The sequence below is a fragment of the Micromonospora sp. ANENR4 genome, assembly GCF_015354395.1.
Taxonomy (GTDB): Bacteria; Actinomycetota; Actinomycetes; order Mycobacteriales; family Micromonosporaceae; genus Micromonospora; species Micromonospora aurantiaca.
In genome coordinates this window covers 1-13,197 of the sequence record NZ_JADKYQ010000020.1, presented here as the reverse complement: position 1 = coordinate 13,197, position 13,197 = coordinate 1, and the positions used below count along the sequence as shown (strand labels likewise).

Here is a 13,197-nt window from a genome sequence, read left to right as displayed (position 1 = left end):
TCGACGGGGGAGTGGCGATGACCGAGGTGAGCGTACGGGCGATGTCGGCGGAGGAGTTCGAGCGCTGGCAGGACGACCTGGCGGCCGGCTACGCGCAGGAGCACGTGGCCGCCGGCAACTGGACTCCGGAGGAGGCGCTCGACCGGGCCCGGCGGGAGAGCGCCGCCTTCCTGCCGCAGGGCATGGACACGCCCGGCATGCTCTTCCTGCTCGGCGTGCTGGCCGACGGCTCGCCGGTGGGGCGCCTGTGGATCGGTCTCACCCACCCGCGCGGTCTCGCCGACTGCGCGTTCCTCTACGACATCGAGGTGGACGCCGGGCACCGGGGCCGGGGGCTCGGGCGGGCGCTGCTCGCGGCCGGGGAGCGGGCGGCCCGGGAGCACGGCGCCCAGGCGCTGGAGCTGAACGTCTTCGGCGCCAACGAGACGGCGCGAAAGCTGTACGAGACGTCCGGCTACCGGGTGGTGACCCAGCAGATGCGCAAGGATCTGCCCGCCTAGGAGGCGGGTCAGAGGCGGGTGGCGGTCCGGATCAGGGCGGCGAGGGGCCGGGACCGGCTGTGCGGCGGCCACGCGATCACAGTGGTCACCGCCGGGGCGTCCGGCACCGGCACGGCGGTCAGGTCGGCGAGCAGCAGCGACCGGACCGACTCCGGCAGCACCACGGCGGTGCGGCCGAGCGCGATGAGCTGGAACAACTGGGCGTGGTCCCGGACCTCGGGGCCCGGACCGTCCGGGTACGACCCGTCGGCCCGGGGCCAGCGCGGCATCGGCAGGCCGGGCAACGTCTCCACCTCGGCCATCAGCAGGTGCGGCCGCCGGGCCAGCGGATGTCCGGCCGGCAGGACCGCCACCTGCTGCTCGGTGACCAGTTCCTCGGTGTCCAGCCCCGTGGTCGAGTCGAACGGCAGGTGCAGCAGCGCCACGTCGGCCCGACCGTCGCGCAGCAGCCGTTCCTGTTCGCCGATGCCGCACAGCAGCACCTCGACGGGGACCGCGTCCGGCTCGGCCGCGTACGCGTCGAGCAGTTTCGGCAGCAGCTCGCTCGATGCACCCGCCTTCGTCGCCAGCACGAGTCCGGGGCCGCCGTTCACGGCCTCACCGGCGCGGCGGGTACGGCGGTCGGCGGCGTCCACGGCGTCCAGCGCGGCCCGGCCCTCCCGGAGCAGCACCGCACCGGCGGGGGTGAGCACGACGCGGCGGCTGTCCCGTTCCAGCAGCGTCACGCCGAGGCGCCGTTCGAGCTGGCGGATCGCCCGCGACAGCGGCGGCTGGGCGATGCCGAGGCGGCGCGCGGCGCGGCCGAAGTGCAGTTCCTCGGCGACCGCGACGAAGTAGCGAAGCTCCCGCGTCTCCATCCCGCCACCGTACCGCCGGATCGATACCCGTCGGGTATCGCTCGCTACCGAGGTGGTGTTGGAGGCCCGTCCGCCGCGCGGACAGGATCGAGACCATGAGCGAACGGACGATCGCGCTGGTGACCGGCGCGAACAAGGGAATCGGGTACGAGATCGCGGCCGGCCTGGGCGCGCTGGGCTGGCGGGTGGGCGTCGGCGCCCGGAACGAGCAGCGGCTCGCCGAGGCGGTGGCGAAGCTGCGCGCGGGCGGCGTGGACGCGTTCGGCGTACCGCTGGACGTCACAGACGACGCGAGCGTGACCGCCGCCGCCCGGCTGCTGGAGACGGAGGCCGGCGGCCTGGACGTGCTCGTCAACAACGCGGGCGTGACAGGTGGTGTGCCCCAGCACCCGGGTGACGTGGACCTCGCGACCATCCGGACGGCGGTCGAGGTGAACGTGATCGGGGTGGTCCGGGTGACCGAGGCGATGCTGCCGCTGCTGCGCCGCTCGGCCACGCCGCGGATCGTCAACATGTCCAGCGGCGTCGGCTCGCTGACCCGGCAGAGCGCCTCGGAGGGCGAACACCAGACCGGCCCGCTGTCGGTGGCGTACTCGCCGTCGAAGAGCATGCTCAACGCGGTGACCATCCAGTACGCGCGGGCGCTCGCCGGCACGGGCCTCCTGATCAACGCCGGCTGCCCGGGTTTCACCGCGACCGACCTGAACGGCTTCCGGGGCGTGCGGACCCCGCAGCAGGGCGCGGCGATCGGAATCCGGCTGGCGACGCTGCCGGACGACGGGCCGACCGGCGGCTACTTCGAGGACGCGGGCGTGATCCCGTGGTGAGCGCCGTTCGTCAGCACCACATGACCGGGTTGCCGGTCGCCACCGACGCCGCGCACAGCCGGCGCAGCGGCTCCACGATGTAGGCGAAGTCGCCGCCCGACCGGCTCCTGGTCCGCACCCCGAGCCGTTCGGGCGGCGGCTCACCGTGCTCGCCCACCGGCCGCATCGCCACCACCGTCCGCGTCCCGCCGGCGGTGAACTCCACCCGGTCGCCGGGCAGCGGCCGCTGACCGAACCGCACGGCCCGGAACAGCGTGGCGGGCGGGTCGGCGGTGTCGACAACGAAGAAGCCGTCCGGATCGACCCCGGCCCGGAAATCCGGGCCCAGCATGAACACCCCGTGGTAGCTCTCGACGTACTGCATCAGCACCCGGCCGGTCGCCTCGTCGACCAGCTCCACCTCGTCGGTGATCCGGTCGGTGCGCGCGAACGCGTCCAGCTCGGCGAGCGCGACCGCCGCCCGGTCGGCCGGCACCGAGCCGCCGTTGAGGTTCGGGAGCGCGGTGGCGAGCGTCGGGAAGCGCTCCGGGCCTGCGGCGCGTAGCGCCTGCTGGAACAGCCGCACGCCGGCCCAGTTGGACACGTGCTCGCTCGCCTGCTCCATGGCCTTGTGCGGGCACGCCTCCGACTGCCAGGCGTCGAACGTGCGGTGCGCGGCCTCGTGGCGCTTCCACGGCAGCAACAGCGCGAGGTAGCCCTCCTCGTCGATGCCGACCGGTTCGACCGGGCAGGGCGTGGCGAGGCCGTCCTGCCAGCACCGGCAGTACACGAACGCGTCGAGTCCCACGCCGGCACGCTACCGGCGGCTTCCCGTCGGCGCGTACCCGTTTCCGGCGGGTCAGGTGACGGCGAGCAGCACGGCGTCTCCGCTCGCCGCCGCGTCGCGGTAGAAGTCGCGCAGCGCGGTGAAGTTCGGCAGCAGATAGCCGTCGAACTCGTCGTCGCCGTCGTCCCAGATGTGTGGATAGATCTCGGCCTCCGACATGGCGCCGGGGTCGAAGCTGGCCCGCAGCGTCGCGTCGTCCACCGCGTCGAGCCCGGCGGCCACGATGCGGACGTCGTCGGGCATCAGCAGGCGGGCCGGGCCCATGCCGAGGTCCGGACCGATCGGGTCACCACCCAGGATGGCCGGCCCGGCGTCGCCCCGGATCTCGTACGTGGTGCCGGTCAGCAGGTAGTGCAGCCCGTGCCACGCCTTGTCGAGATCGAGTTCGTCCGGCCCGCCCGGGAACAGCGTGCCGACCTTCTCCGGGTCGGCGAGCACCGCCGCCAGCTCCTCGGCGGACAGCCGGCGTGCGTTGAAGATCATGCCCATGAGTTGCCTCTCGGGAGGGCCGGTGGGAATCGGCGGCAGCGTAACGCGAGCGTCCGACAGCCGTGCCATCATCGGCGCATGGCCACCGACACCCGGCATCTCAGCGTCCACATCGCCCGGCCGGTAGCGGACGTCTACGCCTTCGCCGCCGACCCGGCGAACCTGCCCCGCTGGGCGCCGGGTCTCGGCGGCCCGGTCGTTTCGGTCGACGGTCACTGGTATGTGGACACGCCCGAAGGGCGGGCGCGGCTGACGTTCGCGTCCGCGAACGAGTACGGCGTGCTCGACCACGAGGTGCTGACGCCGTCCGGCGAGACGGTGTACGTGCCGCTGCGCGCGATCGCCGACGGCGACGCCACCGAGGTGGTGTTCAGCCTGCGGCGGATGCCCGGCATGAGCGACGCGGACTTCGAGCGGGACACCGCGCTCGTGGAGGCGGACCTGGCTCGGCTCAAGGCCGTGCTGGAGAGCGCCGCCGGCTGAGAGGCGCGTGTGGTCAGTCCGGCGTCCGTGTCCGTGCCGCCGCCCGGATGACGGCGTCGAGGCCCTCCTCGAACAGCAGGTCGTCGTCCCATCGGGTGTCGTCGAGATGGCCGGAGGCGTCGAGGGTCGGATAGGCGTCGGCGTTCGCGGCGATGTGGTCGCGGGCTGCGGCTCTCGCGCCCGGGTCCGCGCTCCGGTGCCACGTGGCTTCCGTGAGCGAGGCGCCGATGACGTAGTTGGCGAGCAGTCGCGTGGCCACCGCGAGCCGAAGTCCGTGACAGCCGCCCCGCACGAGCGCCGATTGCAGGAACTCGGTACGGGCCAGGACGTTGGGCCCGAGCATCGGACGTCCGATGAGCTTCGGTGCCCAGGGATGGCGCAGCATGACGCCGCGCCAGGCCCGGACCAGGACGCGGATGTCCTCCGTCCAGTCGTCGCCGGCCTTCGGAACCGGCACGTCACCGAAGACGCGGTCGACGGCCAGGTCCAGGACGTCGTTCTTCGTCTTCACGTGCCAGTACAGGGCGGTGGCCGTCACGTCGAGCCGCTGGGCGAGCAGTCGCATCGTCAGGCCCTCGACGCCGTGCTCGTCCAGCACCGTCACCGCGAGTTCCACGATGCGTTCGAGGGTCAGCGGCGGCTTGCGCCGCGCCCGCGGCGGACCTGCCCGCAGCCACACCGGCGTCGTCGGCGCACCGGGCTCTGTCGCCGTCATGGAGCCACTCTAGTTCACTGGACAGGCAGCTTAACGTCGGTAAGCTCATTGAACAGACGAAAGTGCGGCCTCGACAGTGGGCAAGGAGGGACGCCATGCCTCTGCTGCGAGTCCACCTCGACAGCGACCCGGCCACGGCCCGCCGCGTCCTGCACCTGCATCGTGACGGCGGCGTCCATCACGAGTCGCGGGAAGCGGCCCGGGAACAGGTGTGGCGCCAGGGCCGCACCCCGGCCGGTGATCCGGTCTTCGTCGGCATCACCAACGGCCGCCGCAACGTGCAACTGCTCTACGACGTCGAGGTCTACTCCGACACCGTTCCGTGAGGACTCGCCGCCAGTTACGCCCTCCGCGAATGGGAATTGCGCCTCGGGCTCGGCGGGTGACCGTGAGTCGGAAGGAATTCGGCGTACCGGTGCGCCGGAATTCGATTCGGGCGAACGCAGATCCGGCGGACGCAATTCGGCGATTCAGTCGCCGATCGCGTCACGCATTCGTTCCCTCGTCCAGTATTCGGACGGGTCGGTGGCGCCGGGGCTCGGATTGTGCGTCGCAACCACCGGGCCGGGCGGCGCCGGCCGCGCCGAGCCGCCGTCGCGCGCCGCGACGACCACGACGGCCGCGGCCACGGCGAGCGCCGCGACGGCGGCCGCGCCGATCAGCACACGGTGTGACATGTCGCCTCCTCCGGGCCGTGGGGGCCGGTGCCGGTTCGCCTGGTGCCGGTCCGCCTGGTGCGCCGGGCGGCACACCAGGCGGACCGTCGTTCACCAGGTGTCGTTCGCGTACGTGTTGTAGAGCGTCCCCACCACCGCGGCGGAGAAGTACGGCGAGCCGTTCGTGTTCGAGCCGCTCGAGTAACTCATCACCCCGTGCACGTCACCGCGCCTGGTGGTGTTGTCGTAGCTGTAGTACCACGGGCCGCCGCTCGAACCGCCCCCGAAGCCGCAGTTCATCTCGATCCGGTTGCTGCCCGCGTCCCGCGACGTGCCCGAGCAGACCCACTGGATCTCGCCGCTGTCCTTGTTGCTCGGGTAGCCGAAGATGTCGTAGTGGTACGCGCGCCCACCGCCGGTGAGCAGCCCGTTGGCGCCGACCGCGTCCACGATCGACCGGCTGCCGTAGACGAGCGCGACAGCCACGTCGTACTGCCGCTCGCGGGTGCTGATCCAGCCGCTCGGCACCGCGAGCGTGGACCAGTCCCAGGTGCCGTACGGCTGCGCACCGTTGCGGTACGACGGCACGAACATCCAGTTTGCGGTGTGCCAGTCCCGGCCCGGCCCGTCGTGCACGCAGTGCGCGGCCGTGAAGACCATGTTGCGCGCCGGGCTGTTCACCACGCTCGCCGAGCAGTAGTGGCCCAGGCCGTCGGTCGAGCTGGTGTAGAAGATCTTCCCCACCGTGATCGACTCGTTCAGCTGGGCGCCGAAGCCGCTGCCGTCCTTCGGCGCCACCGCCTCCGCGAAGCGCCGCACCCGCTCCGCCGCAGGGCTCTGGGTGACCGGGCCGGCGGACTTCTCCACCTCGTCGGCCGGAGTGGCCGCCGCCATGCGCTCGGCCGTCCAGTAGGCCCTGGCCTGCGCGGACGACCCCGCCTTGCGCTCGATCGACGTGACAGCGGCCGGAGCGGCCGTGCCCGCGGTGGTGCCGGTGCCGGCCAGCGCCGGAGCGCCGGCGAGGATCGCCGGCAGGATCAGGGCCGGCAGGGCCAGAAGTCTGATCGTCGTCTTCATGAAATCCTTCCCAGTGTTCGATTCCCGGATCGAAACTGGAGCGCCCCCGTTGTTCATCGCGATGTCGGCAACGTATCGACGTGCTTCGGATCGTGTCAACGAATCATGGACGTCGATTGTTTGCAGTGTCGGATGTGCGATCGGGGAACATTATCGAATTCCAATTCAGCAATGAGTGGGCTGCCAGCTCCCGCGGGCTGATCGATTCCGCCGGTTCGTGAGCGGCGCTCGGCCTCGGTAGCCTCGAAGCCGTGACGAAGGGACCGGGGCCACGATGACTGCTGATCCGCCGCCCGCCACCGAACGACTGACCTTCGCCGAGATGACCGTCGGCGACCTCGATGACATGGCCGCCATGCTCGGCGACCCGGTCGTGATGCGCTACTACCCGCGACCGAAGATCCGGGCGGAGGCACTGGACTGGATCCGTTGGAACGAGGGCCTCTACCGCGACCACGGCTTCGGATTATGGGTGCTCAGGTCACGGCCGACAGGCGAGTTCGTCGGCGATTGCGGTCTCACTCCGCAGCCGGTGGACGGGGTGACGGAGGTCGAAGTCGGTTACCACCTGCGGATCGGGATGCAGGGTCGCGGATTCGCCACGGAGGCGGCGGCCGTGTGCCGCGACCACGCGCGCGACCGGCTGGGCGTCGACCGTCTCGTCGCGATCATCCACCCGGACAACACGCCCTCGCAGCGGGTCGCGGAGCGGATCGGGCTGAGCTTCGAGCGTGCGACCACGTCCGAATCGGGGGATCCGGTGCACGTGTACGCCGCGCGCCTGGCCTGACCGGGCTCAGCGGCGGGTCGACGCCAGGAACCGGGTCCACGCGGCCGGGGTGAAGGTGAGCACCGGACCGGCCGGGTCCTTCGAGTCGCGGACGCCGACCACGCCGGGCAGGTTGCCGGCGACCTCGACGCAGTCGCCGCCGTTGCCACCGCTGCGGGTGCTCTTGCGCCACCGGGCGCCGCTCAGGTCCATGCCGTCGCCACTTCCCTCAGCAGTTCCAGGGTCCGCGCGCGGGGCAGCGCCTCGCCCCGGATGCGTTCCCACCGACGCTCCAGGGTAGCAATCTCCGAGGGCTGCTCGATGATCTGCGCGCGGGCCTGACTGTCCACATGCGCCACCCGGTTGCCGTCGCGCAGCTCCGCGATGACGAACGGCCCGTCCAGCCCGGGATAGGTCGGTGTGTCCACCGGCACCACGTGGAGCTGTACGTTCGGCAGCTCGGCGCAGGTGAGCAGGTGGGTCACCTGCGCGGCCATCAGCGCGCGGTCGCCGGCGGCGGCGCGGCGCAGCACCTGCTCGTCGAGCACCACGACGTACAGCGGCCTGCGCGGCCGGGTGAGGATGCCCTGCCGGTCCAGCCGGGCGGTGACCAGGTCGGTGACCTCGTCGGCGGTCAGCGGCTGGCCGATGAACGTGGCCCGGGCGTACGCCTCGGTCTGCAGCAGGCCCGGCACCCACGCCAGTTGGAAGGCTCGCAGCGCGACCGCCTCGCGTTCGATGTCCACCCACGGGCGGAACCAGACCGGCTCACGGCGGCGGACCGCGTCCGGCCAGAGCGCCTCGATCGGCTGGCCCAGCAGGTTCGCCACAGTCGCGCGGTGCCGGCTCTGCGGGATGTGCCCGGGGTTCGCCCACCGGGCCACCGTCTTCGGGTGCAGGCCGAGCCGCTCCGCCAGGCTCTCGGCGGTGTGGCCGGCGCCGGCCAGCGCGGTGACGAAGGCATGGTTCATGCCCGTTCCTCCCCGGAGCAAAAGAACCGTCCGAAGGAGATTACACAACGCTGTGTGATTGTTCGGGCACCCTCGGCACGGTGGAGGCATGACCGAACCGACACCCACATCGGCGTACCCCCGGGTGGTGCTGCCGCTGACCGGCCACCGCGCGTGCGGTCCGGCCTGGCGCTGCGACCGCTGCGGCGAGCCCTGGCCGTGCCCGACCCTGCGGGCCGCGCCCACCGACGCGGCCCGCCGCGCCACGATGATCCCCGAGTTCTCCCGGCTCACCCGGCAGGCCATCCGCGACCTGCGCGGCCGGCCCGACGGCCCGGACCCGATCGCGATCGTGCGGCGTTTCCTGTGGTTCCTGCCGCTCACCGACGCGGAGGCACGCGCCGTCGCGCTCCGGCTGCGATGACCACGGTACGGCGAGGGCCGCTTCCCGCCGGAGCGGGAAGCGGCCCTGTGTCAGCCGTACGCGAATCAGCTCGCGATCATGCGGCGCAGCACGTACTGCAGGATGCCGCCGTGCCGGTAGTAGTCCGCCTCACCCGGGGTGTCGATGCGGACCACGGCGTCGAACTCCACGCCGGTGTCGGTGGTGACCTTCACCGTGCGCGGGGTGTCGCCGTCGTTGAGCGCGGTGACGCCGCTGATCGAGAACGTCTCCGTGCCGGTCAGGCCCAGCGACTCGGCGGTCTCGCCACCCGGGAACTGCAGCGGCAGCACGCCCATGCCGATCAGGTTCGAGCGGTGGATCCGCTCGTACGACTCGGCGATGACCGCCTTCACGCCCAGCAGCATGGTGCCCTTCGCCGCCCAGTCCCGCGACGAGCCGGAGCCGTACTCCTTGCCGGCCAGGATGACCAGCGGGACGCCCGCCTCCTGGTAGGCCATCGAGGCGTCGTAGATCGAGGTCTGCTCGCCGGTCAGGTGGTTCACAGTGAAGCCGCCCTCGACACCCGGGACGAGCTGGTTGCGCAGCCGGATGTTGGCGAACGTGCCCCGGATCATCACCTCGTGGTTGCCTCGGCGGGAGCCGTACGAGTTGAACTCGTGGCGGGCCACGCCGTGCTCGGCCAGGTACTTGCCGGCGGGGGAGTCCGCCTTGATCGAGCCGGCCGGGGAGATGTGGTCGGTGGTCACCGAGTCGCCCAGCTTTGCCAGCACGCGCGCGTCGGCGATGTCCTGCACCGGGGCCGGCTCCTGCTGCATGCCCTCGAAGTACGGGGGCTTGCGCACGTAGGTCGACTCGCCGTCCCAGGAGAACGTGTCACCGGTCGGGGTCGGCAGCGACTGCCAGCGCTCGTCACCGGCGAACACGTCGGCGTACGCGGCGCTGAAGCCGGTCGCGCCGATCGCGGAGGCGATGACGTCCTGGATCTCGGCGCTGTTCGGCCAGATCTCCCGCAGGAACACCGGGTTGCCCTGGGCGTCCTCGCCGATCGGCTCGTTCGCCAGGTCGATGTCCATGGTGCCGGCGAGCGCGTACGCGACCACCAGCGGCGGGGACGCCAGGTAGTTCATCTTGACGTCCGGGTTGATCCGGCCCTCGAAGTTGCGGTTGCCGGAGAGCACCGACACGACGGCGAGGTCGCCCTCGTTGACGGCGGCCGAGACCTCCTCCGGCAGCGGGCCGGAGTTGCCGATGCAGGTGGTGCAGCCGTAGCCGACCAGGTTGAAGCCGAGCTTCTCCAGGTACGGCGTGAGCCCGGCGCGGTCGTAGTAGTCCATGACGACCTTCGAGCCCGGCGCCAGGGTGGTCTTCACCCACGGCTTGCGGGCCAGGCCCTTCTCCACCGCGTTGCGGGCCAGCAGCGCGGCACCGATCATCACCTGCGGGTTCGAGGTGTTGGTGCAGGAGGTGATCGCGGCGATCACCACGGCGCCGTGGTCCAGCTCGTACTCGACGCCGTCGGCGCCGGTCACGCGTACCGGATTGCTCGCCCGGCCGCCCGCGCCCACCGCGGCGGTCTCCAGGTCGCGCGGCGCGTCCGCCGGGTCGTTCACGCCGTTGGCGGGGGAGTCGCTGGCCGGGAAGGACTCGGCCGACGCCTCGTCGGCCGGGCCGTCGGCGCCGAACGGCTTCTCCTGCTGCGGCACGCCCGGCTTGCGGCCCGGGTCGCCCCCGGTCTCGTCGGCGGCCACGTAGTCGCTGAGCGCGGCACGGAACAGCGTCTTGGCGCTGCCCAGCGGCACCCGGTCCTGCGGCCGCTTCGGGCCGGCCAGCGACGGCTCGATGGTGCCGAGGTCAAGCTCCAGGCGCTCGGAGTACTCCGGCTCGCGCTCCGGGTCGTGCCAGAGGCCCTGCTCCTTGGCGTACGCCTCGACCAGCGCCACCTGAGACGCGTCGCGGCCGGTCAGCTCCAGGTAGCGCACGGTCTCGGCGTCGATCGGGAAGATCGCCACGGTCGAGCCGTACTCCGGCGACATGTTGCCGATGGTGGCGCGGTTCGCCAGCGGCACCGCGCTCACGCCGGGGCCGTAGAACTCGACGAACTTGCCGACCACACCGTGCTTGCGCAGCATCTCGGTGATGGTCAGCACCAGGTCGGTGGCGGTGGTGCCGGCCGGCATCTCACCGGAGAGCTTGAAGCCGACCACGCGGGGGATCAGCATGCTGACCGGCTGGCCGAGCATCGCGGCCTCGGCCTCGATGCCGCCGACGCCCCAGCCCAGCACGCCCAGGCCGTTGACCATCGTGGTGTGCGAGTCGGTGCCGACGACCGTGTCCGGGTACGCCTGACCGTTGCGCTCCATGATCGTACGAGCCAGGTATTCGATGTTGACCTGGTGCACGATGCCGGTGCCCGGCGGGACGACCTTGAACTCGTTGAACGCGGTCTGGCCCCAGCGCAGGAACTGGTAGCGCTCCTTGTTGCGCTCGTACTCCAGCTCGACGTTGCGCTCGAAGGCGTCCTCGCGGCCGAACAGGTCGGCGATGACCGAGTGGTCGATGACCAGCTCGGCCGGGGCGAGGGGGTTGACCTTGGTGGCGTCGCCGCCCAGGTCACGGACCGCCTCGCGCATGGTGGCCAGGTCGACCACGCAGGGCACGCCGGTGAAGTCCTGCATCAGCACCCGGGCCGGGGTGAACTGGATCTCCACGCTCGGGTCGGCGGTGGCGTCCCACGCGCCGAGCTGCTGGATGTGGTCGGCGGTGATGTTCGCGCCGTCCTCGGTCCGCAGCAGGTTCTCCAGCAGGATCTTCAAGCTGTAGGGCAGCCGCTCGTGGCCCTCCACCTTGTCGATCCTGAAAATCTCGTAGCTCGCGTCTCCGACGCGTAGCTGGGTCTTCGCACCGAAGGTGTCGAGGCTCGCCACGTCGTACTCCTTCACACCAGCGACCGTGAGTAGTCCTGAGCAGTTTGTCGCACCGACCGGTACGCCGCCGTGGTTAGGCGACACTTACCTGCGTCGGTCTCTACAAAACCGTACGTCCGTCTTGCTATTCACGCAACCTCGTGCCACGCTGCGGGACGAGGAGGTGCCACCATGATCCATCACGTCCTGCTCGCCTGCCCGCGCGGCTCCGAGGACGCGTCCCGCTCCTTCTACACCGGCCTGCTCGGCCTCACCGAGAAGCCCAAACCGCCGGCCCTCGCCGCCCGCGGTGGTTGCTGGTTCACCGGGTACGACGCCGAACTGCACCTGGGCGTCGAGGACGACTTCCGCCCCGCCCGCAAGGCACACCCCGCGCTGCTGCGCACCGACCTGGACGAGCTGGCCGCCCGCCTGGACGCCGCCGGGTACACGGTGACCTGGGGCGACGACGAGATTCCCGGCATGCGGCGGTTCCACACGTACGACCCGCACGGCAACCGGCTGGAGTTCCTGGCCCCCGCGGGTTGACCGGGCGCGGGTAGGGTCGGCTGGTGGTCGACGTACAGCACTGGCTCGCCGCCCTCCCACCGGGCCTCATCTGCCTGCTCGTGGGCGTGGTGATCGGCGTGGAGAGCATGGGCATCCCGCTGCCCGGCGAGATCGTGCTGGTCAGTGCCGCCCTGCTCGCCGCCACCGGCGTCGTCGGGCCCGAGTGGGTGGCCGCCGCCGCGGCCACCGGCGCCATCCTCGGTGACTCCATCGGGTACGCCGTGGGCCGGCGCGGCGGCCGTCCACTGCTGGAACGCCTCGGCCGGCGCTTCCCGAAACACCTCGGCCCGGCACACCTGGCCCGCGCCGAGCTGAGCTTCGCCCGGCACGGCGTCTGGGCCGTCTTCTTCGGGCGGTTCGTCGCGCTGCTGCGCATCCTCGCCGGCCCGCTCGCCGGGGCGCTGCGCGTGCCGTACCGCCGGTTCCTGGTCGCGAACGCCGCAGGCGGGCTGGTGTGGGCGTTCGGCACCACCTACCTGTTGTTCTACGTGGGGCAGGCCGCCGAGCACTGGCTCAAGGACATCTCCTGGGCCGGGCTGGTGCTGGCCGTGCTGGCCGGCGTGGCGAGCACCGCGTGGCTGCGCCGTCGCGCCAAGCGCCTGCCCCAGGCCGAAGCCCCCGATCAGCCCACCCCGGTCCCCGCCACCGACCGCTGACGCCGGACGCCCACCCGCCCCGCCCGAAGGCGGACGACCAGTCCAGCGCTCCCAGGACATCACCGGCCAGGGCAACAGCGCGCTCTCCTCGCGCCGTCCCGCCCTCGCGTCGTCCCGCCCTCGCGTCGTCCCGCCCTCGTCCGGTCCCGCCCTCGTCCGGTGATCAAGGAGTTTGTGTCCTGTGAGGGCTCCCGCAGTGACACAAACTCCTTGATCCACCGACGCGGAGTGAGGGCGGGTGAGTGGGGCGGGGCGGACGGGGGAGGGCCGGGTCGGCAGGGCGGGGCGTGGCCGCCCGGAGCCGGCCGGGCAGGCGGGGCGGTTCGGGCCGGACGGGCGATGGGCGGGCGACCGGCGGCGGGGCAGGGGCAGGGCGCGGTGGACCGATGGGCCGGGTGACTGGGGCAGGGCGCAGGGGACCGCTGGGCCTGGTGATTGGGGTGAACGGGATGCGCGCGATGCCCCGCGCTTGCCCTGCCCCGTCGATCATGAAGTTGGCGGTGGTTGGTGCCC

Annotated in this window: 17 protein-coding genes; 8 read left to right on the top strand and 9 right to left on the bottom strand. The window is 71.9% G+C overall.

Annotated elements, in window-relative coordinates; all coding sequences use genetic code 11:
* Nucleotides 1-17: 17 nt before the first annotated feature.
* Nucleotides 18-500 carry a GNAT family N-acetyltransferase gene (locus tag IRY44_RS27795; protein WP_194803145.1) on the top strand — a complete coding sequence of 161 codons (483 nt, stop codon included), beginning with the start codon at nt 18-20 and terminating at the stop codon, nt 498-500.
* An 8-nt stretch (nt 501-508) separates the two neighbouring features.
* Here IRY44_RS27795 and IRY44_RS27790 read toward each other — a convergent pair whose 3' ends face one another.
* Nucleotides 509-1,357, bottom strand: a complete 849-nt coding sequence (locus tag IRY44_RS27790) for a LysR family transcriptional regulator (RefSeq protein WP_194803144.1) — start codon at nt 1,355-1,357, stop codon at nt 509-511.
* Between the two features lie 95 nt (nt 1,358-1,452).
* Between IRY44_RS27790 and IRY44_RS27785 the strand changes: the two genes are divergently transcribed.
* Nucleotides 1,453-2,184, top strand: coding sequence for an SDR family oxidoreductase (locus tag IRY44_RS27785; RefSeq protein ID WP_194803143.1), 732 nt, complete (start codon nt 1,453-1,455; stop codon nt 2,182-2,184).
* 10 nt (nt 2,185-2,194) lie between these two features.
* Here the strand turns inward: IRY44_RS27785 and IRY44_RS27780 are convergent, their stop codons facing one another.
* Both IRY44_RS27780 and IRY44_RS27775 read right to left on the bottom strand, forming a co-directional pair.
* Nucleotides 2,195-2,971, bottom strand: coding sequence for a hypothetical protein (locus tag IRY44_RS27780; protein WP_194803142.1), 777 nt, complete (start codon nt 2,969-2,971; stop codon nt 2,195-2,197).
* Nucleotides 2,972-3,022: 51 nt separating this feature from the next.
* On the bottom strand, nt 3,023-3,493 hold the full coding sequence (locus IRY44_RS27775; RefSeq protein ID WP_228532958.1) for a YfbM family protein: 471 nt from the start codon (nt 3,491-3,493) through the stop codon (nt 3,023-3,025).
* Nucleotides 3,494-3,577: 84 nt separating this feature from the next.
* Between IRY44_RS27775 and IRY44_RS27770 the strand changes: the two genes are divergently transcribed.
* Nucleotides 3,578-3,982, top strand: coding sequence for an SRPBCC family protein (locus tag IRY44_RS27770; RefSeq protein ID WP_194803140.1), 405 nt, complete (start codon nt 3,578-3,580; stop codon nt 3,980-3,982).
* Between the two features lie 13 nt (nt 3,983-3,995).
* Here the strand turns inward: IRY44_RS27770 and IRY44_RS27765 are convergent, their stop codons facing one another.
* Entirely contained in the window at nt 3,996-4,697 is a 702-nt protein-coding gene (locus tag IRY44_RS27765) for a TetR/AcrR family transcriptional regulator (protein ID WP_194803139.1), read from the bottom strand.
* A 95-nt stretch (nt 4,698-4,792) separates the two neighbouring features.
* Between IRY44_RS27765 and IRY44_RS27760 the strand changes: the two genes are divergently transcribed.
* The gene (locus tag IRY44_RS27760; protein WP_194803138.1) at nt 4,793-5,023 is read left to right on the top strand and encodes a hypothetical protein; all 231 of its coding nucleotides are present in this window, start codon (nt 4,793-4,795) and stop codon (nt 5,021-5,023) included.
* A 144-nt stretch (nt 5,024-5,167) separates the two neighbouring features.
* Here IRY44_RS27760 and IRY44_RS27755 read toward each other — a convergent pair whose 3' ends face one another.
* Complete coding sequence (locus IRY44_RS27755) at nt 5,168-5,374, bottom strand: hypothetical protein (protein ID WP_194803137.1); 207 nt, start codon at nt 5,372-5,374, stop codon at nt 5,168-5,170.
* 90 nt (nt 5,375-5,464) lie between these two features.
* A complete protein-coding gene (locus IRY44_RS27750) occupies nt 5,465-6,430 on the bottom strand; it encodes a serine protease (protein ID WP_194803136.1) in 966 nt (321 codons plus the stop codon).
* A gap of 274 nt (nt 6,431-6,704) precedes the next feature.
* On the opposite strand from IRY44_RS27750, the gene IRY44_RS27745 reads away from it, so the two are divergent.
* Nucleotides 6,705-7,220, top strand: a complete 516-nt coding sequence (locus IRY44_RS27745) for a GNAT family N-acetyltransferase (RefSeq protein ID WP_194803135.1) — start codon at nt 6,705-6,707, stop codon at nt 7,218-7,220.
* Nucleotides 7,221-7,226: 6 nt separating this feature from the next.
* Here IRY44_RS27745 and IRY44_RS27740 read toward each other — a convergent pair whose 3' ends face one another.
* Nucleotides 7,227-7,412 (bottom strand): DUF397 domain-containing protein, encoded by a 186-nt coding sequence (locus IRY44_RS27740; protein ID WP_194803134.1) that lies wholly within the window; start codon nt 7,410-7,412, stop codon nt 7,227-7,229.
* On the bottom strand, nt 7,403-8,170 hold the full coding sequence (locus IRY44_RS27735; protein WP_194803133.1) for a DUF5753 domain-containing protein: 768 nt from the start codon (nt 8,168-8,170) through the stop codon (nt 7,403-7,405). Before IRY44_RS27735 ends, IRY44_RS27740 begins: the two co-directional genes overlap by 10 nt.
* Before the next feature lie 88 nt (nt 8,171-8,258).
* Here IRY44_RS27735 and IRY44_RS27730 point away from each other — a divergent pair, with 88 nt between their 5' ends.
* The gene (locus IRY44_RS27730; protein WP_013475922.1) at nt 8,259-8,573 is read left to right on the top strand and encodes a hypothetical protein; all 315 of its coding nucleotides are present in this window, start codon (nt 8,259-8,261) and stop codon (nt 8,571-8,573) included.
* A gap of 65 nt (nt 8,574-8,638) precedes the next feature.
* Here IRY44_RS27730 and IRY44_RS27725 read toward each other — a convergent pair whose 3' ends face one another.
* Nucleotides 8,639-11,494 (bottom strand): aconitate hydratase, encoded by a 2,856-nt coding sequence (locus IRY44_RS27725; RefSeq protein ID WP_194803132.1) that lies wholly within the window; start codon nt 11,492-11,494, stop codon nt 8,639-8,641.
* 156 nt (nt 11,495-11,650) lie between these two features.
* Between IRY44_RS27725 and IRY44_RS27720 the strand changes: the two genes are divergently transcribed.
* Both IRY44_RS27720 and IRY44_RS27715 read left to right on the top strand, forming a co-directional pair.
* A complete protein-coding gene (locus tag IRY44_RS27720) occupies nt 11,651-12,007 on the top strand; it encodes a VOC family protein (RefSeq protein ID WP_194803131.1) in 357 nt (118 codons plus the stop codon).
* 23 nt (nt 12,008-12,030) lie between these two features.
* On the top strand, nt 12,031-12,684 hold the full coding sequence (locus IRY44_RS27715) for a DedA family protein (protein WP_194803130.1): 654 nt from the start codon (nt 12,031-12,033) through the stop codon (nt 12,682-12,684).
* Nucleotides 12,685-13,197: the final 513 nt, after the last annotated feature.

Excerpts from the sequence above, each read along its gene's own strand:
- IRY44_RS27795 (WP_194803145.1), top strand. The coding sequence starts at position 18 with ATGACCGAGGTGAGCGTACGGGCGATGTCGGCGGAGGAGTTCGAGCGC.
- IRY44_RS27790 (WP_194803144.1), bottom strand. The coding sequence starts at position 1,357 with ATGGAGACGCGGGAGCTTCGCTACTTCGTCGCGGTCGCCGAGGAACTG.
- IRY44_RS27785 (WP_194803143.1), top strand. The coding sequence starts at position 1,453 with ATGAGCGAACGGACGATCGCGCTGGTGACCGGCGCGAACAAGGGAATC.
- IRY44_RS27775 (WP_228532958.1), bottom strand. The coding sequence starts at position 3,493 with ATGATCTTCAACGCACGCCGGCTGTCCGCCGAGGAGCTGGCGGCGGTG.
- IRY44_RS27770 (WP_194803140.1), top strand. The coding sequence starts at position 3,578 with ATGGCCACCGACACCCGGCATCTCAGCGTCCACATCGCCCGGCCGGTA.
- IRY44_RS27765 (WP_194803139.1), bottom strand. The coding sequence starts at position 4,697 with ATGACGGCGACAGAGCCCGGTGCGCCGACGACGCCGGTGTGGCTGCGG.
- IRY44_RS27760 (WP_194803138.1), top strand. The coding sequence starts at position 4,793 with ATGCCTCTGCTGCGAGTCCACCTCGACAGCGACCCGGCCACGGCCCGC.
- IRY44_RS27755 (WP_194803137.1), bottom strand. The coding sequence starts at position 5,374 with ATGTCACACCGTGTGCTGATCGGCGCGGCCGCCGTCGCGGCGCTCGCC.
- IRY44_RS27750 (WP_194803136.1), bottom strand. The coding sequence starts at position 6,430 with ATGAAGACGACGATCAGACTTCTGGCCCTGCCGGCCCTGATCCTGCCG.
- IRY44_RS27745 (WP_194803135.1), top strand. The coding sequence starts at position 6,705 with ATGACTGCTGATCCGCCGCCCGCCACCGAACGACTGACCTTCGCCGAG.
- IRY44_RS27740 (WP_194803134.1), bottom strand. The coding sequence starts at position 7,412 with ATGGACCTGAGCGGCGCCCGGTGGCGCAAGAGCACCCGCAGCGGTGGC.
- IRY44_RS27735 (WP_194803133.1), bottom strand. The coding sequence starts at position 8,170 with ATGAACCATGCCTTCGTCACCGCGCTGGCCGGCGCCGGCCACACCGCC.
- IRY44_RS27730 (WP_013475922.1), top strand. The coding sequence starts at position 8,259 with ATGACCGAACCGACACCCACATCGGCGTACCCCCGGGTGGTGCTGCCG.
- IRY44_RS27720 (WP_194803131.1), top strand. The coding sequence starts at position 11,651 with ATGATCCATCACGTCCTGCTCGCCTGCCCGCGCGGCTCCGAGGACGCG.